The 26,231-nt window shown below is 38.1% G+C and carries 20 protein-coding genes and 1 pseudogene; 8 read left to right on the forward strand and 13 right to left on the reverse strand.

The annotated features are described in order from the left end of the window. The first annotated feature begins 110 nt into the window (after positions 1-110). Positions 111-1,031, forward strand: coding sequence for a type I pantothenate kinase (coaA, locus tag HMPREF9425_RS05515; protein ID WP_037621505.1), 921 nt, complete (start codon positions 111-113; stop codon positions 1,029-1,031). A gap of 68 nt (positions 1,032-1,099) precedes the next feature. After that, positions 1,100-1,335: pseudogene (gene rpsT / locus HMPREF9425_RS05520) on the forward strand (30S ribosomal protein S20). Between the two features lie 86 nt (positions 1,336-1,421). Here rpsT and HMPREF9425_RS05525 read toward each other — a convergent pair. The 3 genes from HMPREF9425_RS05525 to HMPREF9425_RS05535 all read right to left on the reverse strand — a co-directional run bounded on the left by HMPREF9425_RS05525 (position 1,422) and on the right by HMPREF9425_RS05535 (position 5,366). After that, entirely contained in the window at positions 1,422-2,837 is a 1,416-nt protein-coding gene (locus tag HMPREF9425_RS05525) for a sensor histidine kinase (protein WP_003097403.1), read from the reverse strand. Beyond that, positions 2,827-3,501 (reverse strand): response regulator transcription factor, encoded by a 675-nt coding sequence (locus HMPREF9425_RS05530; protein ID WP_003093839.1) that lies wholly within the window; start codon positions 3,499-3,501, stop codon positions 2,827-2,829. Before HMPREF9425_RS05530 ends, HMPREF9425_RS05525 begins: the two co-directional genes overlap by 11 nt. A gap of 194 nt (positions 3,502-3,695) precedes the next feature. Further along, positions 3,696-5,366, reverse strand: a complete 1,671-nt coding sequence (locus HMPREF9425_RS05535) for a formate--tetrahydrofolate ligase (RefSeq protein ID WP_003097405.1) — start codon at positions 5,364-5,366, stop codon at positions 3,696-3,698. Between the two features lie 194 nt (positions 5,367-5,560). Here HMPREF9425_RS05535 and HMPREF9425_RS05540 point away from each other — a divergent pair, with 194 nt between their 5' ends. The 4 genes from HMPREF9425_RS05540 to HMPREF9425_RS05555 all read left to right on the forward strand — a co-directional run bounded on the left by HMPREF9425_RS05540 (position 5,561) and on the right by HMPREF9425_RS05555 (position 9,164). Beyond that, a complete protein-coding gene (locus tag HMPREF9425_RS05540) occupies positions 5,561-6,244 on the forward strand; it encodes a phosphopantothenate--cysteine ligase (RefSeq protein ID WP_003094310.1) in 684 nt (227 codons plus the stop codon). Continuing rightward, complete coding sequence (coaC, locus tag HMPREF9425_RS05545; RefSeq protein ID WP_003097406.1) at positions 6,237-6,800, forward strand: phosphopantothenoylcysteine decarboxylase; 564 nt, start codon at positions 6,237-6,239, stop codon at positions 6,798-6,800. The genes HMPREF9425_RS05540 and coaC overlap by 8 nt, the downstream gene beginning before the upstream one ends. Beyond that, complete coding sequence (locus HMPREF9425_RS05550) at positions 6,793-7,365, forward strand: ECF transporter S component (RefSeq protein WP_037621508.1); 573 nt, start codon at positions 6,793-6,795, stop codon at positions 7,363-7,365. The genes coaC and HMPREF9425_RS05550 overlap by 8 nt, the downstream gene beginning before the upstream one ends. Positions 7,366-7,445: 80 nt before the next feature. Continuing rightward, positions 7,446-9,164 carry a phospho-sugar mutase gene (locus tag HMPREF9425_RS05555; protein WP_003094572.1) on the forward strand — a complete coding sequence of 573 codons (1,719 nt, stop codon included), beginning with the start codon at positions 7,446-7,448 and terminating at the stop codon, positions 9,162-9,164. 137 nt (positions 9,165-9,301) lie between these two features. Here the strand turns inward: HMPREF9425_RS05555 and metF are convergent, their stop codons facing one another. The 3 genes from metF to HMPREF9425_RS05570 all read right to left on the reverse strand — a co-directional run bounded on the left by metF (position 9,302) and on the right by HMPREF9425_RS05570 (position 13,283). After that, entirely contained in the window at positions 9,302-10,177 is an 876-nt protein-coding gene (metF, locus tag HMPREF9425_RS05560; protein ID WP_003097409.1) for a methylenetetrahydrofolate reductase [NAD(P)H], read from the reverse strand. 183 nt (positions 10,178-10,360) lie between these two features. Next, positions 10,361-12,610, reverse strand: coding sequence for a 5-methyltetrahydropteroyltriglutamate--homocysteine S-methyltransferase (metE, locus tag HMPREF9425_RS05565; RefSeq protein ID WP_003097411.1), 2,250 nt, complete (start codon positions 12,608-12,610; stop codon positions 10,361-10,363). Between the two features lie 319 nt (positions 12,611-12,929). Beyond that, positions 12,930-13,283 carry a hypothetical protein gene (locus HMPREF9425_RS05570; protein ID WP_003097413.1) on the reverse strand — a complete coding sequence of 118 codons (354 nt, stop codon included), beginning with the start codon at positions 13,281-13,283 and terminating at the stop codon, positions 12,930-12,932. 148 nt (positions 13,284-13,431) lie between these two features. Here HMPREF9425_RS05570 and pabB point away from each other — a divergent pair, with 148 nt between their 5' ends. Together pabB and HMPREF9425_RS05580 are read left to right on the forward strand one after the other, a co-directional pair. Next, positions 13,432-15,150, forward strand: coding sequence for an aminodeoxychorismate synthase component I (pabB, locus tag HMPREF9425_RS05575; RefSeq protein ID WP_003097414.1), 1,719 nt, complete (start codon positions 13,432-13,434; stop codon positions 15,148-15,150). 161 nt (positions 15,151-15,311) lie between these two features. Then, positions 15,312-17,948, forward strand: a complete 2,637-nt coding sequence (locus HMPREF9425_RS05580) for a calcium-translocating P-type ATPase, PMCA-type (protein WP_003097416.1) — start codon at positions 15,312-15,314, stop codon at positions 17,946-17,948. A 167-nt stretch (positions 17,949-18,115) separates the two neighbouring features. Here HMPREF9425_RS05580 and dltD read toward each other — a convergent pair whose 3' ends face one another. The 7 genes from dltD to HMPREF9425_RS05615 form a co-directional block, all read right to left on the reverse strand. Continuing rightward, entirely contained in the window at positions 18,116-19,384 is a 1,269-nt protein-coding gene (gene dltD / locus HMPREF9425_RS05585) for a D-alanyl-lipoteichoic acid biosynthesis protein DltD (protein WP_003097418.1), read from the reverse strand. After that, entirely contained in the window at positions 19,377-19,616 is a 240-nt protein-coding gene (dltC, locus tag HMPREF9425_RS05590) for a D-alanine--poly(phosphoribitol) ligase subunit DltC (protein WP_002891149.1), read from the reverse strand. Before dltC ends, dltD begins: the two co-directional genes overlap by 8 nt. 17 nt (positions 19,617-19,633) lie before the next feature. Further along, the gene (gene dltB / locus HMPREF9425_RS05595) at positions 19,634-20,881 is read right to left on the reverse strand and encodes a D-alanyl-lipoteichoic acid biosynthesis protein DltB (protein WP_003097420.1); all 1,248 of its coding nucleotides are present in this window, start codon (positions 20,879-20,881) and stop codon (positions 19,634-19,636) included. Next, positions 20,878-22,428: a D-alanine--poly(phosphoribitol) ligase subunit DltA gene (gene dltA / locus HMPREF9425_RS05600; protein ID WP_003094058.1), complete on the reverse strand. Its 1,551-nt coding sequence runs from the start codon at positions 22,426-22,428 to the stop codon at positions 20,878-20,880. Before dltA ends, dltB begins: the two co-directional genes overlap by 4 nt. A gap of 8 nt (positions 22,429-22,436) precedes the next feature. Next, complete coding sequence (locus HMPREF9425_RS05605; RefSeq protein WP_002885174.1) at positions 22,437-22,568, reverse strand: teichoic acid D-Ala incorporation-associated protein DltX; 132 nt, start codon at positions 22,566-22,568, stop codon at positions 22,437-22,439. Between the two features lie 174 nt (positions 22,569-22,742). Continuing rightward, the gene (locus HMPREF9425_RS05610; protein ID WP_003093904.1) at positions 22,743-24,491 is read right to left on the reverse strand and encodes an ABC transporter ATP-binding protein; all 1,749 of its coding nucleotides are present in this window, start codon (positions 24,489-24,491) and stop codon (positions 22,743-22,745) included. Then, entirely contained in the window at positions 24,481-26,220 is a 1,740-nt protein-coding gene (locus tag HMPREF9425_RS05615; RefSeq protein ID WP_003097422.1) for an ABC transporter ATP-binding protein, read from the reverse strand. Before HMPREF9425_RS05615 ends, HMPREF9425_RS05610 begins: the two co-directional genes overlap by 11 nt. Between the last annotated feature and the right edge of the window lie 11 nt (positions 26,221-26,231).

Here is a 26,231-nt window from a genome sequence, read left to right on the forward strand (position 1 = left end):
AATTTTCCTTCTAAATAGTCCTTTTCTTTTATTCTAACAGAAATATAAAACTAAGGCTAGTTAAATGGTAAGGCTTACATCTCGAATCCTTTTTTGATATAATGGAACTTATGTTAAATGAATTTATCAATTTTGAAACTATATCTCGGAACGATTGGCAAAGATTCTATCAAGAAGATCAAGTATCATTAACCTCAGAAGAACTAGAATCCATTAAGAGTTTAAATGACAAGATTGACGTTCAGGAAGTGAGGGACATCTATCTTCCTTTAATCAATTTGATTCATATCTATCAGCGAGCTGCAGAGGACCTCACCTTTTCAAAAGGTATTTTTTTGCAAAAAACACAGGCTAACAGACCTTTTGTTATTGGTATCTCAGGTTCTGTTGCAGTCGGAAAATCAACAACCAGTCGCCTTCTGCAACTACTTCTTCAAAGAACCTTCCCTAAGACGAAGGTTGATATGGTGACAACAGATGGTTTTTTATTCCCAAACCAGGTCCTCATAGATAAGGGAATACTTAATCGTAAAGGCTTCCCCGAATCCTACGACATGCCACTACTTCTCAATTTTCTAGATACCATAAAAAATAGTGGGGACGTCAACATTCCTGTTTACTCACATGAAATTTATGATATTGTACCAGGACTTACTCAAGAAATTAGTCAACCAAATTTCCTAATTGTTGAAGGTATTAATGTTTTTCAGAATCCCATTAACCAACGTCTCTATATGAGTGACTATTTTGATTTTTCTATCTATATTGATGCTGACGTAAAAAATATCAAAACTTGGTATCTTGAACGTTTTCAAACTCTTCTTGAACTTGCTCGAAAAGATGAAAACAACTATTACCATCGTTTTACCAAATTTACAAAAGAAGAAGCACTTTCCTTAGCGCAAAAAACTTGGGAAGAAATCAACTTGGTAAATCTAGAAAATTATATCGAGCCTACACGAAATCGTGCAGAGCTTATTCTTCATAAAGGTGATAATCATAAAATCGACCTCATTCATTTAAAAAAATAGAAAAAGCTTGCCAAGGGACCTAAAATAACGTATAATGACATAGTTAGATAAATTTGGAGGTGAAAACATTGGCAAATATTAAATCAGCTATCAAACGCGCTGAACTTAACGTTAAACAAAACGAAAAAACTCAGCTCAAAAATCAGCTTTGCGTACTGCTATTAAGGCATTCAACGCTAACCCAACTGAAGAAGCTTTCCGAGCTGCATCAGCAAGCATCGATAAAGCCGCTTCAAAAGGTTTGATTCATAAAAACAAAGCAAGCCGCGATAAATCACGTCTTGCAGCTAAATTGGCTAACTAATTGAAAACTCCAGTAGGAGTTTTTTTCTTGTCATAATATCATAAAAATCCTGCTAGCCTATTGTTAGCAGGATTTTTATTTATTCATTAGACTCCGGTAATTTTAACTTCAAAAATAGTCCCCTTCGGCTGATTGTCCTTGACAATTATCGTTCCTTTAAGAGCAAGAACAATCTGTTGTGCTAAAGATAAGCCCAACCCAAAACCACCTTTTTGTCTAGTTCTAGCTTTGTCTACTCGGTAGAAACGATCAAAGATTTTTTTCTTATCTTCATCTGCAATACCAGGGCCATTGTCTGCCACTGTAATATAAAGATGACGATCATTAGTACGAACGGTGAAAGTCACCTGGCCATCATCTTCTGTATATTTGATAGCATTATCGAATAAAATTGTCATGAGCTGCTTCAATAGAGTCTTATCAGTTTGGATTGAGCGCCCAACCTGATTTTGAGCAGTAAACCCCTTTTCACTTTCTTCAGCAATCATAGCATAATTGGTAAAGACTGTATCAAAGAAAGAAGAATCTAAGGTTTCAATTTCTGGTTTAATACCATCATCACGACGAGCCAAATTCAAGAGATTGGTCGTCAAAAGACGCATATTTCGGACTTCATCAAGACTTGAAGCAATGTTTTCTGAATTATCTAAAATGGTACTTTCAGGCTTACGGAAAAGCGCCTCTAGTCGGTTTTGAATCACAGCAAGTGGCGTACGCAACTCGTGGCTAGCATTCTCAACAAATGCCTTCTGCTTCTCCAGACTTTCCTGTATAGGCCGTCTTGACCATTTTGCCAAATACAAACTAGCTACGATAGATAGTAGCCAAAAAAAACTCATCATAATGACAATTAGTTTTACATAACGTTCAGTGGCTTCTTCTAATTGCGTCGTATTGATTGCAATAACAAGGTACTTAGCATCAGGATAGAAATTATTATCTACTTTTTCAGTAATCAAGCGATAATTTTCTGTTTGATCAAAATAGTTCTGAGCACTTCCCTTACTGATAACATCAATATTATTTTTATCTATTGGTAGATTGGATAAGCTTGAAAATTTATCAACGACATTGAGGACCTCTCCATTCTTATCAAGTACTAAGACACTGGTATTAGCAGCAACAGATAAATCATGTGGGGCATCTTCCATCTTTGATTTCTTCTTAGATTCTTTCTTAGAGCCACTCGAGTCAGGTGTTTCAGCTGTAGAACTTTTAGTATCATAAGCCTGATAAATGGTTGTCGTATTATTTTGATTTACCTCAGAGGTCAGAAATAGTTCCCGTTTTAGCATTTCCATTTCTAAATAAGAATTGGTCTTAGTCGCTGCCATTTTCAGACTAGAGTCAACATTGGAATAAACACCGTAACTCAGAATCTGCAAAATCATAACAGTCATGATAAGGAAAATACCAGAAAAAGTTGCAAAGAAATGGATGAAGGACTTAAAGCCGTCTGACTTGATTCTCATGAAGAGATAATTGAAACATTTAGTCAGCATTCTTCAAAATATACCCCACACTTCTTAAGGTTTGTAGGTTGGTAGCAAAATCTGTCCCCTTAAGTTTCTTACGAATTTTCGAAACATAAACTTCAACAACAGAGATAGTAGTGTCACTATCAAATCCCCAAAGACGATCAAAAATTTGCGACTTAGGCAAGATAACGTTTTGATTTTGTAGGAAGTAGACCAATAAATCAAATTCTTTACCAAGAAGTTCTACTTCTTTATCGCCTACATAGGTTGAATTTGTAGCAAGATTGACACGAACATCTCCAAAAGAAAGAGTATTTTGGTCAAATTTACCAGAACGTTTCAAAAGTGCTTGAATACGCATCTTCAATTCTTCTAAATAGAAAGGCTTGGTTAGATAATCATCAGCTCCGAGTTCGAAGCCATGCCCCTTATCGTCTAGACTTTCCTTAGCAGTCATGATAAGAACAGGAGTCGTTATTCCTTGCTCTCGCAATTCTTTAAGAACTGTAAAACCATCTTTTTCAGGTAACATTAAGTCCAAGAGAATCAAATCATAAACACCACTTTCAGCTTCGTAAAGACCTTCATCTCCATCAAATACTTGCATCACATCCGCAAAGTCATCTAAAAAATCAAAAACTGAGTTTGACAAACTCAAATCATCTTCTACTAGTAAAATTTTAATCATAGTTATCCCTCTTGCTAGGTGTAAAACCTAGTCATATATCTCTCTAAGTCATCCTATTATATCGAAAATACACTTAATCTTCTAGTGCATTAATTTCTTTCCTTTAGACTCAGTTTACCTTATTTTCCTTAAGATTTTCATAAATGGAGCAAAAAACAGCACCTACAGGCACTGCTTTAAAGAAATATTCATTATTAGAACAAACCAACTGCTGTTCCATCTTCAGCAACATCCATCTTGAGGGCCGCTGGGGCTTTTGGAAGACCTGGCATGGTCATAACATCACCTGTGAGAGCCACGATGAATCCAGCACCTGTTTTAGGAACAAACTCACGAATAGTGATATCAAAACCTTCTGGTGCTCCAAGCAAGAATTGGTTATCTGAGAAACTATATTGTGTTTTAGCCATACATACTGGCAATTTATCCCAACCAAATTCTGCAAACTGTTTGAGTTGATTTTTAGCTTTTTTCTCGAAGACAACTGATTTACCACCATAGATTTCAGTAACAATTTTAGTAATCTTTTCTTCCAAGCTGTCATCATCTGAATAGAGACGTTTGTAATCAGCATTGCCATTTTCAACAGCATCCACTACTGCATTAGCAAGATCAATACCACCATCAGCACCATTAGCCCAAACGCTAGCCAATTCAACAGGAACATCGATTTCTTTACAAAGTTCTTTAAGAGCTGCAATTTCAGCTTCAGTATCAGCAACAAATTCGTTAATGGCAACAACAACTGGAAGACCGAATTTACGAACATTTTCCACATGACGTTTCAAGTTTGCGAAGCCATCACGAACGGCTTGAACATTTTCCTCAGAAAGGTCAGTTTTAGCAACACCACCATGCATCTTAAGAGCACGAAGTGTAGCAACAATAACGACAGCATCTGGAGTTGTTGGGAGGTTTGGAGTTTTAATATCAAGGAATTTTTCAGCACCAAGGTCTGCACCGAAACCTGCTTCAGTGATCGTGTAATCTGCCAAGCGAAGTGCTGTAGATGTAGCTAGAACTGAGTTACATCCGTGAGCGATGTTGGCAAATGGACCACCATGTACCAAGGCTGGTGTGCCATAAATTGTCTGTACCAAGTTAGGTTTGATGGCATCTTTTAGAATAAGTGTAAGCGCACCTTCAATTTCAAGATCACGTACATAAACAGGTGTACGGTCATAACGGTAAGCAACGACAATGTTAGCCAAGCGTTCTTTAAGGTCATTGATATCAGTAGCCAAGCAAAGAATTGCCATGATTTCAGAGGCTACGGTAATATCAAAACCATCTTCACGTGGAATACCATTGAGTGGACCACCAAGACCAACTGTCACATGACGAAGAGCACGGTCATTAAGGTCAACGACACGTTTCCAAATAATACGACGTTGATCAATACCTAGGGCGTTTCCTTGATGAATATGATTATCAAGAAGGGCTGACAAGGCATTATTCGCTGTAGTAATAGCGTGCATATCACCTGTGAAGTGGAGGTTGATATCTTCCATTGGAAGAACTTGAGCGTAACCACCACCTGCAGCACCACCTTTAATCCCCATAACAGGCCCAAGAGATGGTTCACGAAGGGCAATCATTGTTTTCTTACCAATTTTGTTAAGAGCGTCTGCAAGACCAATTGACATGGTTGATTTACCTTCACCTGCTGGTGTTGGATTGACGGCTGTTACCAAAATCAATTTTCCTGGTTTGTCGTCTTTGACTTCATTGATTTTATCAAATGACAATTTTGCCTTATATTTTCCGTAGAGTTCCAAATCGTCAAAGCCGATTCCAACTTTTTCAACTACTTCTGTGATTGGTTTTAATTCTACACTTTGAGCAATTTCGATATCTGTTTTCATGAGACACTCCCCTATATCTTTCTATGTACTATTATAACAAAGATCAATAAAAAACGCACCATTTTTAACGAATTACTTTTCAATGTTCGGTTTTTGTTTAACTATAGAAAGTTATAACTTTATTTTATAGGGGACATGTCTCAAAAACACTTATTATTGTTTACTAAAATTTCAATTTTTAGTACAATACTACTATGAAAATTTTGATTACATCAGGTGGTACCACTGAAAAGATTGATGCTGTTCGTGGAATCACAAATCATTCAACAGGTTATCTAGGTAAGGAAATCGCTGAACTTTTCTTGGCCAAGGGTCACCAAGTTACCTTAGTTACTGCAAAGACTGCCGTTAAACCTGAACCAAAAGAAAATCTAAAGATTACAGAAATTACCAACGTAGACAGTCTCCTAAAAAGTATGGAGCCACTTGTCAAGGAGCACGATGTCCTCATCCATAGTATGGCTATCTCTGACTATACTCCAATTTATATGACGGATTTCGCTGAGTTGGAAGATACGGAAAACCTCAGCCAACTCTTACATAAGTCTAACACTGAGAGCAAAATATCTTCGACTTCGGATTATCAGGTTCTTTTCCTTAAAAAGACACCAAAGATTATTAGCCTGGTTAAACAATGGAATCCCAATATTCAGTTGGTTGGCTTCAAACTTCTCGCAAATGTCAGCAAAGAAGATCTTTTCGAGGCTGCTCGTACCAGTCTTAAACGCAATCAAGCAAACATTATTGTGGCAAATGATTTGGGTGAGATTACTCCAAATCAACATATTGCTTATCTAGTTGACGAAAAGGGTGAAGAGAAAGTTACAACTAAATCTGCAATTGCTCAAGCTTTATTTGAAAGGATATGCCATGACTAAACGTATCATCCTTGCTGTTTCCGGCTCAATTTCCGCCTATAAGTCAGCAGACCTGACAAGCAAACTAAAGAAAAAGGGGTATGACATCCACGTCATTATGACTGAGGCTGCTCAAGCCTTTATTACACCTCTGACCCTTCAAGTTCTTTCTAAGAATCTGGTTCACACCGATGTTATGGAAGAAAAATTGGCTGAAGGTATTAACCATATTGACTTAGCTAAGGAAACTGATCTCTTTATTGTTGCCCCAGCTTCAGCAAATACGATTGCCAAATTAGCACACGGCATGGCTGATAACATGCTAACTGCTACGGCTTTAGCTTTACCTAGCACCACTCCCAAATTAATTGCACCAGCTATGAATACGAAAATGTATGAAAATCCATTGACTAAGAAGAACTTAAAGACCTTACAAGAGGTTGGCTACCAAGAAATTCTTCCAAAATCTGGCTTACTTGCATGCGGAGATACAGGTCGTGGCGCTCTAGCTGATATTGCTGTCATTATTGAGTCAATCGATAGTGCTTTAACAAGAAAAGGAGTTTATGATGAATAAAAAAAATAAAGCCAACCAAACGGCACAATTGGCTCTATTAATAGCCACAATGGTCGTTATTGAAGTACTCAGTCAAACTATCTTTGCTGCTTTTGTACTTCCAATCAAACCAACCTTAACTCATATCCCAGTCATTATTGCTAGTATCGTCTATGGTCCTAAAATTGGAGCATATTTAGGCGGTTTTATGGGAATTATGAGTATTATTCGTAACACTATCATCTATTCAGTAAGTAGTTATCTTTTTAGTCCTTTTGTTGAAGGGGGAACTTGGGTATCTGCTGTCATTGCAATTGTTCCTCGTGTTTTAATCGGTATTTTCCCTTACTTTGTCTACAAGTTAGTTCAAAATCGTATAGGGTTGACGCTATCTGGTATTTTAGGGGCTTTTACAAATACATTCTTTGTACTTCTTGGTATCTACTTTCTAATCCCTAATTTCTACTCAGCAGGTGGAAAAACTCTAATGGCAACTATTTTCACTACAAACTCTGTTGCTGAAATGGTTATTGCTGGCCTATTAACACTTAGTATCACACCCGTGCTACTTCGATTGAAAAAATAAAGAAAAACATGGTAATTACCATGTTTTTTTCCTTTAATTGTGATATAATGTAAGCGTTTATAAATATAAAGGAGATTGATATGTCTTACACTGAAAATTATCAAAAATGGCTCGATTTCGCTGAATTGCCTGCTTACCTTCGTGATGAGTTGGTCGCAATGGATGAAAAAACGAAAGAAGATGCCTTCTATACCAACCTTGAATTCGGTACAGCTGGTATGCGTGGATTGATCGGTGCTGGTACTAACCGCATTAACATTTACGTTGTTCGCCAAGCAACTGAAGGTTTGGCGCAATTGATTGACTCAAAAGGGGAAGAGGCTAAAAAACGTGGTGTTGCGATCGCTTACGATAGCCGTCACTTCTCTCCAGAGTTTGCCTTTGAATCTGCTCAAGTTTTGGCTGCACATGGTATCAAATCTTATGTATTTGAAAGTCTTCGTCCAACACCTGAATTGTCATTTGCTGTTCGTCACCTCCACACATTTGCTGGTATCATGGTAACAGCTAGCCACAACCCTGCTCCATTTAATGGATACAAGGTTTACGGTGAAGACGGTGGACAAATGCCACCTGCAGATGCCGATGCATTGACAGATTACATCCGTGCTATTGATAATCCTTTCACTGTCAAATTAGCTGACCTCGAAGACAGCAAGGCTAGCGGTCTCATCGAAGTCATCGGTGAAAATGTTGATGCTGAATACCTAAAAGAAGTTAAAGACGTTAACATCAACCAAGACTTGATTAATGAGTACGGTCGTGACATGAAGATTGTATATACTCCACTTCATGGTACTGGTGAAATGTTGGCTCGCCGTGCCCTTGCTCAAGCTGGGTTTGATGCTGTTCAAGTCGTTGAAGCTCAAGCGGTTCCTGATGCTGACTTCTCAACTGTTAAATCTCCTAACCCAGAAAACCAAGCTGCCTTTGCTCTTGCTGAAGAACTCGGTCGTAAAGTAGATGCCGACGTATTGGTTGCAACTGACCCTGACGCAGACCGTCTTGGTGTTGAAATTCGTCAACCAGATGGTTCATACCTCAACCTTTCTGGTAACCAAATTGGTGCTATCATCGCCAAATATATCCTCGAAGCTCACAAAACAGCTGGTACTCTCCCTGCTAATGCTGCCCTTTGTAAATCAATCGTATCAACTGAATTGGTTACTAAGATTGCAGAAAGCTACGGCGCAACAATGTTTAACGTCTTGACTGGCTTCAAATTTATCGGTGAAAAGATTCATGAATTTGAAACACAGCACAATTACACTTACATGCTTGGTTTTGAAGAAAGCTTCGGTTACCTCATCAAACCATTTGTACGTGATAAAGACGCTATCCAAGCCGTTCTTATCGTTGCGGAAATTGCTGCATACTACCGTTCACGTGGTATGACATTGGCAGATGGTATCGAAGAAATCTACAAACAATATGGTTACTTCGCAGAAAAGACAATTTCAGTTACGCTTTCAGGTGTTGATGGTGCTGCAGAAATCAAGAAAATCATGGACAAATTCCGTGGCAATGCTCCTAAACAATTCAACAACACTGATATTGCTAAAACAGAAGACTTCTTGGAACAAACAGCTACTACTGCTGACGGCGTAGAAAAATTGACAACTCCTCCAAGTAACGTTTTGAAATACATCTTGGCTGATGATTCGTGGTTTGCCGTTCGTCCTTCAGGTACAGAACCAAAAATCAAATTCTACATTGCAACAGTTGGAGAAACTGAAGCAGATGCTAAAGAAAAAATTGCGAATATCGAAGCAGAAATCAATGCTTTCGTAGGTGAATAATATTTAAGACTTAGAGCTTAGCTCTAAGTCTTTTTATACTGACAAAACTTAGATTACGGAGACAAGCTATCTTTTTTACTACTAAAACCAAGAGACCACCTATAGATTAAACTATAGGTGGTAGTTTTATGATTCAATTATAGAGAGCTAACTTGTGAATGATGCTTAAACAAGGAATGAGTAGCTCCATGAATATGACGAGCAGTCTCTGCATTATTCATGGTGTAGAGGTGAACGCCTGCAACATCTTGCGTAACAAGATCTACAATCTGGTCAATAGCATAGGCAAGACCTGCCGCTCTAAGTGACTCAGGATCATGCTCATACTTATCCAAAATGGCACGGAACTTACGTGGTAAATGAATATTCTCACAAGTCTTAAGCAAACGTAGGGCTTGGTTACGATTCAAAATAGGCATAATACCCGCATGAATTGGTACATCAATTCCAGCCAAGGTACATTTATCTTGAAAATCATAGAAACGTTCATTGTCAAAGAAGAGTTGAGTTACAAGGCTAGAACAACCTGCATCAACCTTTTTCTTAAGGTTTTGGATATCAGAGATTTGATTTGGCGAATCTGGATGCCCTTCAGGATAGCAGGCACCGATGATATCAAATTGAGGAGCTTCTTCCTTAATAAACTCAATCAAATCAGTGGCATATCTAAAGTCTTTAAGAGGTTCCACACCAGGAATGATATCGCCACGTAGGGCTAAGATACGGTGTACACCAACAGCATCCAAGTCACGTAAGGTATCAGCAACCTTTTCTTTACCCAAATAGATAGCCGGAAGGTGGGCAATCGTTGGGATGGCTAGGTCATTTTGAATATGATCTGCCAAAGGAACCGTCGTCTCTTTGATATTATATTTGTTATTACTAGCTGTCACACTAATAAAGTGTGGAGCCAATCCTTGCATATCCTCAAGGGCACGTAGAATTTTTTCGTTACCTACTGCAGGGTTAGGTGGAAAGACTTCAAAAGAGAGTGATGGTGTTTGGCTTGTCATATTTTATACCTTCTTCTTTTTAGATTTTTGTTAAGACGAAAGCTGTTTTAAGTGCCTACTGACTTCATAAGTAGAGTACACTTGTTAATCATAGCCTGCTTACAAAAATCTTTAGAAAATTATTCGCTATTGAAAACCTTCTACACTTAAAGAAGAAGGTCTTCAACATATGATAACTTCTGCTTATAAGTTTTCGCGAGCTGCTTTTGCAGCTTCTACAAGCTTGATCAAGCTTTCTTTAGTTTCTTTGATTCCGCGAGTCTTCAAACCACAGTCAGGGTTGATCCATACTTTACCGCTTGGTACTTTAGCCAAGATTGCTTCGATAGTGTGGTCAATTTCACCGTCTTGTGGGACACGTGGTGAGTGGATATCGTAAACCCCAGGTCCAACTTCTGTTTGGAAGTTTTGAGCTTTAAGTTCATCCAAAATTTCAAGATTTGAACGACTAGCTTCAAATGAGATAACGTCTGCATCCAAGTTGTCGATGGCTGGAATGATATCTGTAAATTCTGAGTAACACATGTGAGTGTGGATTTGTGTATCAGGTGCTACGGTAGAGTGTACCAAGCGGAAGGCTGGAATTGCCCAGTCGAGGTAATCTTCATACCAGTCACTACGACGGAGTGGCAATTTTTCACGAAGAGCAGCTTCGTCAATTTGGATAATTTTAACGCCTGCAGCTTCAAGATCAAGCACTTCATCTTTGATTGCAAGAGCAATTTGAAGAGTTGAATCCTTGATAGAGATGTCTTCACGTGGGAATGACCAGTTAAGGATAGTAACAGGTCCAGTCAACATACCCTTAACAGGCTTGTCTGTACGGCTTTGTGCGTAGCTAGACCATTTCACAGTGATTGGGTTAAGACGAGTCACATCACCCCAAATGATTGGTGGTTTAACCCCACGCATACCGTATGATTGAACCCAACCATTTTTAGAGAAGAGGTAACCTGACAAGTTTTGACCGAAGTATTCAACCATGTCGTTACGTTCGAATTCACCGTGTACAAGTACGTCAAATCCAACTTCTTCTTGCCATTTAATCCATTCATCAGTGATTTCAGCAAGGAAAGCATCGTATTCTTCCTGAGACAATTCATTCTTACGGAAAGCCAAACGTTTAGCACGAACTTCCTTAGTTTGAGGGAATGAACCGATAGTTGTTGTTGGAAGCAATGGAAGTTTGAAAGCATCTTTTTGAATCGCTTCACGTTCTGCAAATGCTGGCAAACGAGTGTAATCAGCTTCAGTCAAGCCTGCAATACGGGCACGAAGTTCAGCATTTTCACCAACACGCTCAGTCGCGAAGAGTTCTTTGTTAGCAGCAAGGGCTTCTTCACCTTGACCATTACGGATAGCATCCAAATCACGCAATTCGTCTAATTTTTCAACTGCAAAGGCAAAGTGGTTCAAGATAGCTGGTTCAAATTCTTCGTTAGCAGTTGTAAATGGTACATGAAGGAGTGAGCAAGATGTTGTCAAAACAACATTTTCAGCTGGCACTTGTTCAAGAATTGCAAGACTCTTCTCGTAGTTGTTACGCCAGATATTTTTACCATTGACGATACCGGCATAGAGAGTCTTATCAGCTGGGAAACCACCTTTAACCAATTCAAGTGTTTTCTTACCTTCAACAAAGTCAAGACCAATACCGTCAACTGGCAAGTTCACAAGGTCATTGTAGATATCACGAACGTCACCAAAGTAAGTTTGGATCAAGACTTCAAGACCTTTTTTATCAGCCAAGAGTTTGTTGTAAAGGTTCAAGAAGAGAGCTTTTTCTTCAGCTGTCAAATCTTTAACAAGGGCTGGCTCATCGAGTTGAATACGAGTAGCTCCAAGCTCTGCCAAGTTTGCAAAGACTTCTTGGTAAGCTGCCACAAAGCTGTCTACAAAGTCTTCTGCTTTCACACCATCTTCAAAGTCAGATAATTGAAGGAAAGTAAATGGTCCAACTACAACTGGACGTGTGTTAAGACCCAATTCTTTAGCTTCTTGGAACTCATCAAAAATCTTGTGACCAGCAAGTTTAACTTCTGTTGTTTTTTCAAATTTAGGAACGATGTAATGGTAGTTAGTGTTAAACCATTTTTTCATTGGAAGGGCACGTACATCCCCTTTTTCACCTTGGTAACCACGCGCCAAAGCAAAGTAACGTTCAAGATCTGTCAAATCCAAGTTTTGAACTGAAGCAGGCACGACGTTGAAAAGGAAGGCCGCATCAAGGAAGTTATCGTAATGAGAAAAGTCATTTGAAGGAATTTCAGTAATACCTTTTTCTTTAACAATATTCCAGTGTTTTGCACGCAAATCTTTAGCAGCTGCTAAAAGTTCGTCTGCAGTAATTTCATTTCTAAAATATTTTTCTGTAGTAAATTTTAATTCTCGGAATTCACCCAAACGTGGGAAACCAATGATAGTAGTTGACATCTTGTGTCCTCCTCTTTGTTGTTGAATTAATCTTACCAAAGAAATAAATGTCTGTATAATTGTTATTAGTTTCCTATTTATATAGTTTTAAACTATACCCTATAAAATAAAGGCTTTCTGGTATTGTTGTCTTATTTTAATTAGATATTGGTATAGCTAATAACTATATAGAGAGGTTATAAGGTCACTTTTATCAAAAAAATCCCTAGACTTTTATCTAGAGATATATCTTACTTTTTCTTCTTTAATATTTAGTGATCAACTCATCTATGTTCACTATTGCGTAGTAAAGTCATAAAATAAGGTGTTTTAATCATAACTAAATCTTGATCGTGCTAATTACTCGTTCTTGAAGCCAAGAAGACGTATAGGAGATGTTCTCACTGTTATAACTATTCCAAATAAAATAGCCCAAAATCACCAAGACAACCAAGAAACATATTCCCAATACTGCTAACCAAATGATTTGCTTCTTTAAACTATTATACTCACTCATATAACCATTATAAAGTTTTATAAGCTCGTCTCTCTTTTTATTGCTTGACTCTTTTGCAATAGCAATCTCAAGCTCGTACATTTGATGTTTCCAAGAATTCCGCTTGGAAGTCACTTTTTTCAATTTTTTATTTGAAAGACTACTGTTACCTTTCTCAAATTTATTTTTGTTTGTCATATTTCCCTCTAAAATCTTCTTTTAGTCCATATCATTATAACATATGTAAAACTATCTGAAAAGTTCATTTTTTTGGCTAAAATTTTAAGAAAGAGAATTAAATCATGAAAAAGAACCAGAGGCTATCTTCTTATGTTATACTCTATGTATGCATAAGAAAACTGTTATTGATTTTAAGGAACTTGGTGTCAGACAAATCTTTACAGACACCATTAAAGAACTAAAAACAAAGGACATTAAGGAAGTTAAGCATCTTTTAGCTGAAGTCGAAGCCTATCAAAATCAAGGCTATTATGCAGTAGGTTATGTTTCCTATGAAGCTGCCCCTGCCTTCGAGACAAAATTTGAGGTTATTGATGGTCCATTAATGTCCGAGTATCTCCTCTACTTCACTATTCATGAATCTGTTCAAACAGAGCCTATTCCACTTACTTATAAGCCAATTACCTTACCAAAAACTTGGCAAGAACTAACTTCAGCTGAGGAATATAGGGCTGCTATTGAGCATATACACCACCATATTCGTCAAGGTGACACCTACCAGGTCAATTATACCGTCCAACTTCAACAGAACATCACAGCAGATCCATTTGCCATCTACAACCGATTGGTTGTTGAGCAAAATGCACATTACAATGCCTTTATTCAACACGATGATGTTTCCATCATTTCCGTAAGTCCTGAACTCTTCTTTAAAAAAGATGGTGATGGATTGACCACACGTCCTATGAAAGGGACAACAAATCGTGGCTTGACAACTGAAACTGACCTCAAACAAGCACAATGGCTAGCTCAGGATCAGAAAAATCGTTCTGAAAATATGATGATTGTCGATCTTCTTAGAAATGACATGAATCGTATTTCAAAAATAGGAAGTGAAAATGTAAAAAGCCTTTGCCTGGTTGAACAATACTCTACCATTTGGCAAATGACTTCGACTATTGAAACGCAACTCCTACCAAACAGCAGTTTAGGTGACATCTTCCAAGCTCTTTTTCCTTGTGGATCTATTACAGGAGCACCAAAAATAGCTACTATGGCAATTATTAAAGACGTCGAAAAACAAGCTCGAGGCGTCTATTGTGGAGCCATTGGTATTTTGCTACCTAATGGACCGACTATTTTCAACGTAGCCATCCGAACACTTCAAATGCAGGGAAACAAGGCTATATATGGAGTAGGCGGTGGAATCACCTGGGACAGCAAATGGGAAGCTGAATATGAAGAAACAAAGCAAAAGTCAGCTGTTCTATACCGTCAAAATCCTAAATTTGATCTTATCTCAACTGGACGAATTCATCGAGGTAAACTGCTCTTTCTTAAGGAACATCTCAATCGTCTACAAGAGTCCAGTCGCTACTTTTCTTATCCTTTCAATAAAGAAGAAGTTCAAAATCAAGTAGAAGATTTGTGTCAGTCCCTTGATTTTGACACAGACTATCGTTTAAAAATGTCCCTTGCCAAAAACGGTGAACTTACATTTGAACATAACCAATTAACAGGTTTAGCTGATGTTTTTTGTCAAGCAAGATTAGTTGAGCAAACACATCCTTTGGATAGCCTCTATACCTACTTTAAAACAAGTTATCGACCACACATTAGTTTAGAACCTCATGAGCAAATCTACTATAATCAGAAGAAAGAACTTTTAGAAACTTCTATCGGTAACCTTGTTCTTAAAATCGAGGACCAACTCTACACTCCACCTGTTCACCTCGGACTCTTAAACGGTATTTACAGACAAAGCCTCATTGCTAATAATCAAGTCACAGAGAGAGTTTTGACTCTAGATAATCTAAAACAAGCTCAAGCCATCTATGGCTGTAATGCTGTGAGAGGATTGTATGAGTTGAAGGTGGATATCTAAAATATGGATTTAAAAATAGAAATTTCATTTTCTAGAAATCAATCACTGCCTCCCTTGGTAAAAAATCAACAATAAAGTATAATACTTACTGACAGTTATTAACATTATTGCTTCTATTAGGTTTTAAATTCTTAACAATCTAGAAAGGAAAAATACGTTTAATGAAAAAATTTCAAGGCTTGACTTCTACAGAAGTTCAAGCAAGTAAAAACGCTCATGGCGATAATAAGCTCTCTAGTAAAGAGGCTAACTCGCTTCTTTCAATTTTTATTGAAGCCTTCCAGGATCAATGGATTCTCATCCTCTTGGCTGCCTTAGGATTAAAAATCATCTTCAACTTTGTTGGAATGATTTTCCCTGCTATCGGTGAAGCCAATTGGTATGAGGCTATCTCACTAATCTTCGCCATTTTGATGTCTACAGGATTCTCAGCAGTCTCACAATACCGAAATGAGCAAAAATTCAACACTCTTCAAGAAGAGGCTTCAAAAACTAACGCTAAGGTTTATCGTGATGGTAAACTTAAAGAGGTTCTCGTTGATGATATTGTAAAAGGTGATCAGATTCTCCTTCAATCAGGAGATAAGATTCCAGTTGACGGTATCATCTTGGAAGGTGAGTTAAAAGTAAACCAAGCTGTCCTTAATGGTGAAAGTGAAGATGCTAAAAAACTTCCTCTTAGCGATCAAGCAGAGCCAGACTCTTCAGACCTCTTTACAGAGCTCAAAGTCTTCCGTGGTACAGTTGTTACCTCAGGTGAAGCCGTTATGGAAGCTACACAAATTGGTGATAATACCGTTCTAGGAAGCATCAATACTTCTCTTCAAGAAGATAGTAAAGATTCACCATCTAAAGAGAAACTTAACAAGCTTGCTGGTAATATCGGTGTCCTCGGTTATAGTGCGGGTGCTGCATATTCAGTGATCAACCTTGTATTAGGCTTTATTGCCCTTAATAAGGCTAATAACCTCAATGGTGGTTCAACCTTCCTTCTTATCATTGAAACAATTCTCTTTGCAGTTACAATCATCATCATGGCTGTTCCAGAAGGTCTGCCAATGATGTTGGCACTCGTTTCTTCAATGAACTCAGGTCGACTTTTAGCACAAAATATCTTGGTTCGCCATCCTGATACCATTGAAACGGCCGGATACATGAATATCCTCTTTAGTGATAAGACTGGTACCATCACAGAAGGTAAACTATCTGTAGTTGACTTCTTCCTTGCTGATGGAACACTTTATGCGGCTACTGGTGAAACTGATGCGCCTGATTTTGACACAATGTCAGATAGCCTTAAAGCTGAAATGATTAATGGTATCGGTCTTAATAACGATGCCATGGTAGCTGATGGCAGTGCTGTTGGTAGTAACGCCACTGACCGTGCACTTCTTGATTTCCTTATTGGTCGTTCTCAACTTGACTTCGATACGAATACAATTACTGAGAAGCAACAATTCAACTCAGCAACAAAATTCGCAAGTGTAACGACTAAGGACGGAAAAACTTACATCAAAGGTGCTCCAGAATTCATCCTAAATGACTGCAACTACTATCTTGATAAAAATGGTAATAAACTAAACTTTACAGATGATATTAAAGCTCGTTTTCAAGAGTTATCATTGGAACAAGCTAACCGTTCAATGCGTTTACTTGCTATCCTAAATATAGATGGTAATGATAAAGTCTTGATTGGTATTGTATGTATCCGTGATAACGTTCGTTCTTCAATTAAACAAACTGTTGAAACAATGAACCGTGCTGGTGTTCAAGTAGTTATGGTAACCGGTGACCGTAAAGAAACGGCTGTTGCTATCGCTAAAGAAGCCGGTATCGTCACTGGAGAAAATGACCTTGTCCTTACTCACGATGAACTCTCTGCCCTCTCAGATCAAAAGCTTAAACAACAATTGCCTCGCTTAAAAGTGGTAAGTCGTGCTCTTCCAATGGATAAAAAACGTCTTATTGAGGCAGCTCAAGACCTTGATATGGTCGCTGGTATGACAGGTGATGGGGTCAATGACTCGCCAGCCCTTAAATCAGCTGATGTTGGTTTCTCAATGGGTGATGGTACTGAAGTTGCTCGTGAAGCTTCAGATATCGTTATCTTAAATAACTCATTGACTTCTATTGAAAAAGCCGTCCTCTATGGACGTACAATGAGTAAGTCAGTAAGTAAATTCATTATCTTCCAGTTAACCGTTAACGTGACTACAATTGCTATGTCACTTCTCTCACCACTTTTTGGCCTCAAAGAGCCTTTTACAATTATCCAAATTCTCTGGATTAACCTTATCATGGACACACTTGCTGCCCTTGCCTTTGGTGAAGAGCCTACGCTAGATCGTTATATGAACGAAAAACCAGTTGCTAAGAAGGCAAACATTCTTACTGGATATATGAAATCTGCTATCGGTGTAGCTAGTATCTTCATTACTGTCGTATGTTTGGCCATTCTCAAAAATGTTGTAGGTATCCAAGACTTTATTACAAATGGAACTGGTAACTTTGAAATGGTAACAACCTTTACATTTACCGTATTTATCTATGCTGTCATTTTCAACTCACTTAATACACGTAGTAATGGCTTCAATATTTTTGAACATATCGGTGAAAACAAGAAATTTTCAATCGTTATGATTTCTATTGCTGTTGTTCAAACGCTTATTATTCAATTTGGTGGAAAAGTATTTAGTACTGTTCCAATGAACATTCAACACTATATCATTGCTCTTCTTATTGCTGTATTGATTATACCAGCAGATTTCATTCGAAAAGCTCTAACTAAAAACAAATAAGATCTGTTTAAAATATTGCAAATCTTCAAAGTAATAAAAAGGATTGGGTTTTACTCCCAGTCCTTTTTACAAATTTCTAAAGGTAAGCTATGAAGAAATTATAAGAGCAATATTATTCTCTTATTGCTCTATAACAAAAAAGGCTTTCGAAAGCCTTTTTTTGTGTGTTACTTAAACTGGCTAGGAGTTCCTGTATATCCTGCCCAGTCCTTACTATAAAAGCGATCATTCAATTTATAGCTAGGCGCAGGTGTTGGGTTACTAACGAAAGGATCAACGGCCTTGTCAAAGGCTACCCAACCTTTCCAGCCCATATGTATGGTATCTTGCATAAAGTAAGGTTGATCGCCATCTTTTGAGAAGTCTGCAATATTGGTAAATCCTTGACTTTCCAATTGATAACGGATTTTAGAAACCGTAGCATCATACATTTCCTGATTAAGTCCAGTATAAGCCATCCACTTGCTATTAACAGGTGGAATAACAAAAATGACATTTGTATTTGACTTGGCAAATTGATTAAGAACCAACTGCAAATCACCATATTCTTGAGAAACTTCATAGGAAAGATTTTTCTGGAAACCTTTAAGTTTACCAATTTTCTTAGATAAGCGTTTCTTATAAAAACGGTCATCAATCCCAAAGTCATTTGATTTGGTATGTGCTTCTGCATCTCTTACAGCAACCTGATCAAGGGCATCGTAAGAGAATTGGTCTGGTAACTCTTTAAGATAAGGAAGAACCTTTTTGTCATAATTAGCGTTATTTAACGCTACTAAAGGACTAAATAAGCTATCTTCTCGCTTATTTAGCTCTGCCATGAATTGAATGTAGGTTTTATCGACAGTATTGAGATCTTGTCCTTTGGCCACTTTAGAAAGTTGAGATTTCATCGTTATCTCAGGTTTTATCTCTAAGATACGTTCAGCAGCATACTGTGAATTTGCATCCGTCTGATTTTGACTTAAGAAACTACTAAGTTGGTCGTTATTGAAGAACTGCTGAAAAGCTGCAGAGTTATAACCCTTTTTAGTGAACCATTGCGGAGACAAGACGTACACAGCTGTACCGTTTTGTAATTCTGGAAGCATTTGTTGCATCCCCAAATATTGATTTAGAGAGGCTGCCCCACGTTGTCCAATAAAGTATGGGCGATAGTTACGGTCGTATTTTTCTGCTAAAACAGCCGGATGAAGGGCATCAAAACGTAACCACTCACTAGACCCAAAGTAAGGTACAAAACGATGATTCTGGTCTGAAAGAGCGGTAGTTTTATTCGTCCGACTCTTAAAGTTTTCATTCGTCAGCGTTACTGCGCTACGTTTTTCAGCTTCATAACTATGTTTTCTACCTTGTGGGTAGGCATATATAACTACTACTACCAAGACCAAGGCACAAATTACTGGACCAAAAATCTGCCATAAACGCTTAAGCATTGCGAAGCTCCGTTACCCCTTCAACAATCTTATTAGCTGTGTTCCAATCATCACGACCAAATTCTGAAACTGGAACACGGATATCAAAACGTGACTCTAATTCAACGATAAGTTCAACTGTTCCCATTGAATCAAGAACACCAGCATCAAAAAGGTCTTCATCCATCATGTCTGATACATCTTCCATGAAGAGCTCATCAATAATTTCAATAACTTCTGATTTTACATCCATTTTTAAAATTCCTTTACTTATTTTTTAGTGAACCAGAGATCATTCAAGAATCCAGAGAAAATCAAGAATGATAACATAACTGTATTAAATGTGATAAAGATTCCCAAAGCCTTGGTCCATTTATTTTCTGGAAGAGGCTTAAGTCCTGCTTTTTTACGCTCTTTATTAATGGTCTTCTTCTTACGCAACCAGGCATCATTAATTCCTAGCCCAACTCCATGGAAAATACCGTAGGCAATATAGTACCAAGTAACCCCATGCCAGAATCCCATTACCATCATATTGAGAACATAGGCCACGTTTGATGTGGTATTACGATTTTTAAAAACCTTATTCCTCATCAAAACCATAACCATACGCATAAAGACAAAGTCACGGAACCAGAAAGACAAACTCATATGCCAACGGTTCCAAAATTCTTTCAAATCACGTGAAATAAAAGGCTTGTCAAAGTTGATTGGGCTCTTAATCCCCATGAGATTAGACGCTGCGAGGGCAAACATGGAGTAGCCCGCAAAATCAAAGAAGAGATCAAAACCATAAACATACATGACACCAAGCGTTGGTAGATTAAAGATACCGCCTTGGCTCAAGGCTTGTTCTTTTAACGGTGGTAAAAGCATACTTCCAAAAATCTGAGCCAAAACAAACTTATAGAGAAAACCAAGCATAATATATTTTACAGCTTGCTCTAACATGTTCATCAACTCATCACGCTCAGGAATAGCTTGATAGTCATCATTAAAGCGTTTGAAGCGATCAATAGGACCACTTGTGAAGGTCGGCATAAAGAGCATGAAGCGGAGGAATTCCCCTAGTGTAAACTCTTTAAGCACTCCATCACGCATCTCGATAATCATCCCTACTGCACGGAAAGTGAGGTAAGAAATACCAAGGAAGTTAAAAAGCGACTGGTTACCATTAATAGCTGGCTCTACTTTAACAAAAATCAAAGGTAAAACCACAAGAAACGAGTGTAGGTAAAATACCCATTTATTATCCTTTTGACTGCGATAACGTTTGTATGAGTATACCCAGATGATTTGCCAAATAATATAAAAGAGTAAGGCTAGTAATTGAATAGCATGTGTTCCAGTCAGAGCAAGAACAATAAAGGCTAAACTTACCAAACATTCGTAAATCGCAAAACGCTTTTTAAAGAATAGGCCTATAAAAATTGGTAATAAGGCTATCCCAAGATAGATGAAATAGAAAGGATTACCATAGGCTTCTAAATGGGGAAGCTGTTTCAAGAAGTCTATCATCGGTTGTTAACCTCACTGATAAGCCCCTTGATATCAATTTTCCCATTTGGTGTTAAAGGCAAGCTCTCACGATAGAGGAACTTAGTAGGCATCATGTAAGACATCATGATATCTTCTAAGTCAGCCTTAATAGCCTTAGTAATATCAATGTCACGTTCAAACTGCTCACGAACACCATCCTTAAGAATCACATAAGCCAATAGATTCTGAACCTTATGGTCTTTATTGTAACGTGGCACAGCTACTGCTGAATCAATATACTTAGACTTATTAAGGTTTTGTGAAACATCCTCTAACTCAATACGGAAACCATTAAATTTAATCTGGAAGTCCATGCGTCCGCCGTAAAGAAGGAGACCTTCATCAGTCATCGTTCCTACATCACCAGTATGGTAGGCAGGAAGTCCATTAAACTCAAAGAAGGCTTCCGCAGTCTTCTCAGGATTATTCATATAGCCTTTTGAAACTGCTGGACCTGAGACGATAATTTCTCCCTGCTGACCATTTGGAAGGATATTACCATCTTCATCGATAATATAAGTCGGTGAATCTTCCTTGGTATAACCAATCGGCAAACGCTTAAGGTTAGCCAGCATCTCATCAGTTACTGCTACTGCTGATAAGGCTACAGTTGCTTCAGTTGGTCCGTAAGCATTGATAATACGTGCTTCTGGGAAACGTTGGCGAAGCTTTTGAGCAGTCTTGACAGTCAACTCTTCTCCGTCAAAATAAAAATGCGTAATTTCTGGCATCTTCTCTGCATTGAAGTCTTCAGACAACATTGCCATATCTGCAAATGATGGCGTCGATGTCCAAATAGCAATTGGAAGGGAGAAGATCGTTTCAAAGAGCTTCTTGAAATCCTGTGTAATGGCTGAAGGAAGCGCATAGAGTGTTCCTCCAAGTGCCAACGTAGGTGCCCAGTACATTACTGATAAGTCAAATGAATAAGGCGGTTGAGCCAGCATTTGTGGACGTGTTGGAGTCGCAAATTCCTTGTCCGTAATCATCCAGTTAGTGAAACTAAGGAGATTATTGTGTGAAATTTGTACCCCTTTAGGCTTACCTGTAGTTCCTGATGTAAAGATGATGTAATAAGTATCATCGCCCTTAACAGGATGAGTCACTTCGTAGCTAGTTTTACTTTCAAAAGCTATCTTCACCTGGTCCAGTGTCAAGATTGGTGTTTGGACATCCTCAAGTGGGAAATCATTAATAGCAATAATCAGACTAGGCTCTGCTACTTCAACAATTGCCGTCACGCGCTCAAGAGCTGAGTGACTATCAATTGGAATATAAGAGTGACCAGATTTAGTCAAAGCGACAAAAGTTGCCAACATTTCATACTCTTGACCACCATAAACCACAACAGGTGATTTTTCTGGAATATCGAGACTATCAATCTTGGCAGCTAGGTTATCCGAAGCAGCTTTTAAGTCACCGTAAGTGTGAACTTCCCCTAAAATATTGTAAACAGGAAAGTCAGGTTGTGATTGAGCAAACTGCTCAATCGTTTCAATCATATCTTTAATTTTTGTATTCGTCATTATTCTTCCTAAAATTCGTTATAGATAAAATTACCTTGACCTTGTCCTAGGTAATTGTAGAGATAAATTAGGGCCATAAAAATGGCGAAATAAAGCAAGGTTTGTCCTAAAAATACTAGGACGTTTTTGTGTTTTAACATTCTAATTTTCGATACCTTTTTTATATAATATCCTCTCTAGTTTACCATCTTATCTCCATTTTTTCCAATAAAAAAGAAAAAATAACTAAATTTCATTTCTTTTTCATCAATAGGTTTTAGTGATAAATGGTTAGCTGAAATGTTAAAAAAACAGAGCCTAAAAGCTCTGTTTTTTTAACTATTTTGTGTCTTTTGGGCTGTCTGCATTCGATAGTACATCCCCTTAGCTTGCATCAGTTGTTCATGGGTTCCATATTCAACGATATCCCCATTATTCATGACCAAAATAAGGTCCGCATTTTCAATGGTAGATAATCGATGGGCAATGATAAAACTTGTTCGACCTTTCATTAATTTAGCGAAAGCCTCTTGAATGAGAAGCTCTGTACGGGTATCGATACTAGAAGTCGCTTCATCCAAGATTAAGATTTTAGGCACATTGACAAATATGCGAGCAATGGTCAAAAGCTGACGTTGCCCTTGTGAAAGAGATTGCCCTGCATCTTTTAAGAAAGTGTCATAGCCTTGAGGTAATTGTTTAATAAAGAAATCAGCATTAGCTGCTTTGGCTGCTGCAACTACTTCCTCTCGACTAGCTTTTGGATTACCATAGGCAATATTATCATGGATAGTGGCGACCTCAAGCCAAGTTTCCTGCAAGACCATCCCAATCCGTTTACGAAGACTCTCACGGGTATAATCCGTAATAGGTCGACCGTCCAGCAAAATTTGTCCCTTGTCCAAGTCATAAAAACGCATAAGAAGATTAATCAAAGTAGATTTTCCTGCTCCTGTTGGACCAACAATAGCAACGGTACTAGCAGCAGGAATATCAATACTCAAATCCTTGATAAGAGGTTTATTATGCAAATAGCCAAATTGAACATGGTCAAATTGAAAATGTCCCTGAACATCTTCTTCTTCTAAAACCGCATTACCCGTTTCTGGAATTTCATTTTCATCTAAAATCATATAAAGGCGATCAGCACAGGCTAAAGCACTTTGAAGTTCGGATAGGACAGATGATATGTCATTAAAAGGTTTGGTGTACTGAGTGACATAGTTTAGGAAGGTAGTCAATTGTCCCACTGTAAATGTGCCACCCGACATAATGCGATAGGCCCCAACACCTGCAATAAGAGCATAAATCAGACTATTAACAAAGCGTGTAGCTGGGTTAACCGCTGACGAATAAAAGATAGCTCCCTGTGAATAATCAGCATACTTACCATTGACGTCTTTAAAACTCCTAACCATCTGGTCTTGAGCATTTAGACTTTGTACCAGAGCTTCCTGAGTCAGACTTTCCTCAATCAGCTGAGTCTGTGTACCTCTCCACTTGGTTTGGTTGCGATAGAGTTGATAACTCTTCCTAGCAATAAAACGAGCCACAAGCATTGATAGAGGCGTCATCACTAGAACTAAGAGCATCATGAGCCAGTCTAAGCGACTCATGGTAATGATTATGACAAAGATAGTCAAAAGTCCAACGAAAAATTGATTAAAGACCATAAGAAGTCCATTATTCAATTGGTCACTATCTGTAGTCACACGGCTAACTATATCTCCAGTTCCTTGACGGTCAAGGTAACTGAGAGGCATAGCATGGATTTTCATCATGACTCGTTCACGTAAACTTTCGCTATAGGAATAAATCAATCTATTATAAATCAAAGGGTTAAGCCACTGGATTGCACTATTAGCTAAGATAACCAAAAGCATCTGCCAAATCAAACGTGACATCAAAAGAACGGCATTCATCTTAAGAACAGCATCCACTGCATCACCAATTAAGATAGGTAAGTAAACCGTTAAGGCAACTTGAATAATGGTCCCAACAGTTGCTAAGGCAAAGAGGTAACGTTGACTTAAGATATCTCTACTTAAACGTTTAAGCGTTGATTTGTTATTTCTAGCCTTCATCAGCGACCTCCTTTTGGTGTTGAGAATAATGAATGTCTTGATAGAGTTTATTAGTAGCAAGCAATTCTTCATGATTAGCCAGGCCAACTTGGTGTCCCTTATCAAGTACCAAAATTTGATCAACAGCTTTTAGGCTATTTGTTCTTTGCGAAATAATAATCAAACTAGTTGATTTAAGATTTTCTCTGATAGCCGCTAATAGACGGCTTTCAGTCAAGTAATCTAAAGCTGAGGTCGAATCATCCAAAATTAAGAACGGGGCTGGTCGCATCAAAGCACGCGCAATAGTCAAGCGCTGACGTTGACCACCTGAAAAATTACGACCAAACGACTCAACTGGCTCATCTAAACCAAGGTCCTTTTCTCTTACAAAATCAGCAGCCTGAGCCATGTCAAGAGCATGCCACAATTCTTGATCACTTGGTTCGTAATCAAGTCCTAATGACAAGTTTGAACGAATGGTTCCCCTAAACAACTCAGCTTTCTGTGGGACATAAGCAATCCAAGACCGCCACTCTTTAAGATTATTCGGCGACAACTGATTTTTAAAGATAGTCAAACTACCAAACTGAGGTTGATAAAGATTCATAATTAAATTGACCAAGGTCGATTTCCCCGAACCTGTACCCCCAATAATCCCCAGAGACTCGCCTTCAAAAGTCTTAAAGTCGATTTCTTGTAGCGATGGTTGACTAGCTGTAGGATAAGTAAAAGTCATCTTGTCAATTTCAAGGGCTATCCTTGGTCGATTTGGTTTCTTGATTGTTAAAGGCACTTCAATGTCCTCATCTTGGAGTTCAAAAATAGCTTGTACACGTTTCGCTGAAATAAAGCTTTGGTTGAGATTACTCAACATCATGGCTAATTTAAGAAGCTCCGTCAAAATTTGCAAGAGATAATTGACCAGAGCAATCAGCATACCTTGAGACAAAAGGCCACCTTGAATTTGCAGATTTCCTTGCCAAAGGATAGCAATCAAGGTCATATTAACAACCAAGAAAGTCAAAGGACTAATGAGACTTGCTATCACTCCTGTTTTGAGCTGCCACTTCTTCAAGTCTTTATTGACAGCGGTAAAGTTGTCTAATTCACGCTCACTCTGATCAAAAGCCCGAATAACCCTCATACCTTCAAGTTGTTGACGCGTATTGGTAACAATTGATTCATTAATCACTCTGATCTTGGCATATAGAGGATTGACGATGCGACTAGCTAGTACAATAATAAGTGTCAATACCAAGACCATGCCAAGAAACCATAAGGTTAAACGCGGGCTGATACGGAATACCATAATAATGGCTCCCGTCACAATGATTGGTGCCCTCAAAAAGAGCCTCAAAAATTGATTGATACCCGTTTGAATTTGAAAGGTATCACCAGTCAAACGTGTCACCAAACTTGACGTTCCAATCTCATCCCGCTTTTCCTTTGATAAACGCATGATTTTCGCATACAATTCATCGGTTAAACTTTGGGCATAGCCAACTGCTGCTCTGGATGAAAAATACTGTGCTGAAATAGCAACGACAACCCCAATAACGGTAAGTCCGAGCAAGAGAAAAATCATCATAAACAGATGATTTTGGTCTTTATTTGGAATAGTTGTGTCGACAATTCCAGCAATCACTAGAGGGACCAAGAGTTCGAAACTGGCTTCGATTAATTTAAAAACGGGTCCCAGGATACTATCTTTAACGTATCCTTTAAAATAAACTAATAATGCTTTCATTTGTCTTTCCT

Origin of the sequence: Streptococcus vestibularis ATCC 49124 (genome assembly GCF_000188295.1) — a bacterium.
Classification (GTDB): Bacteria; Bacillota; Bacilli; order Lactobacillales; family Streptococcaceae; genus Streptococcus; species Streptococcus vestibularis.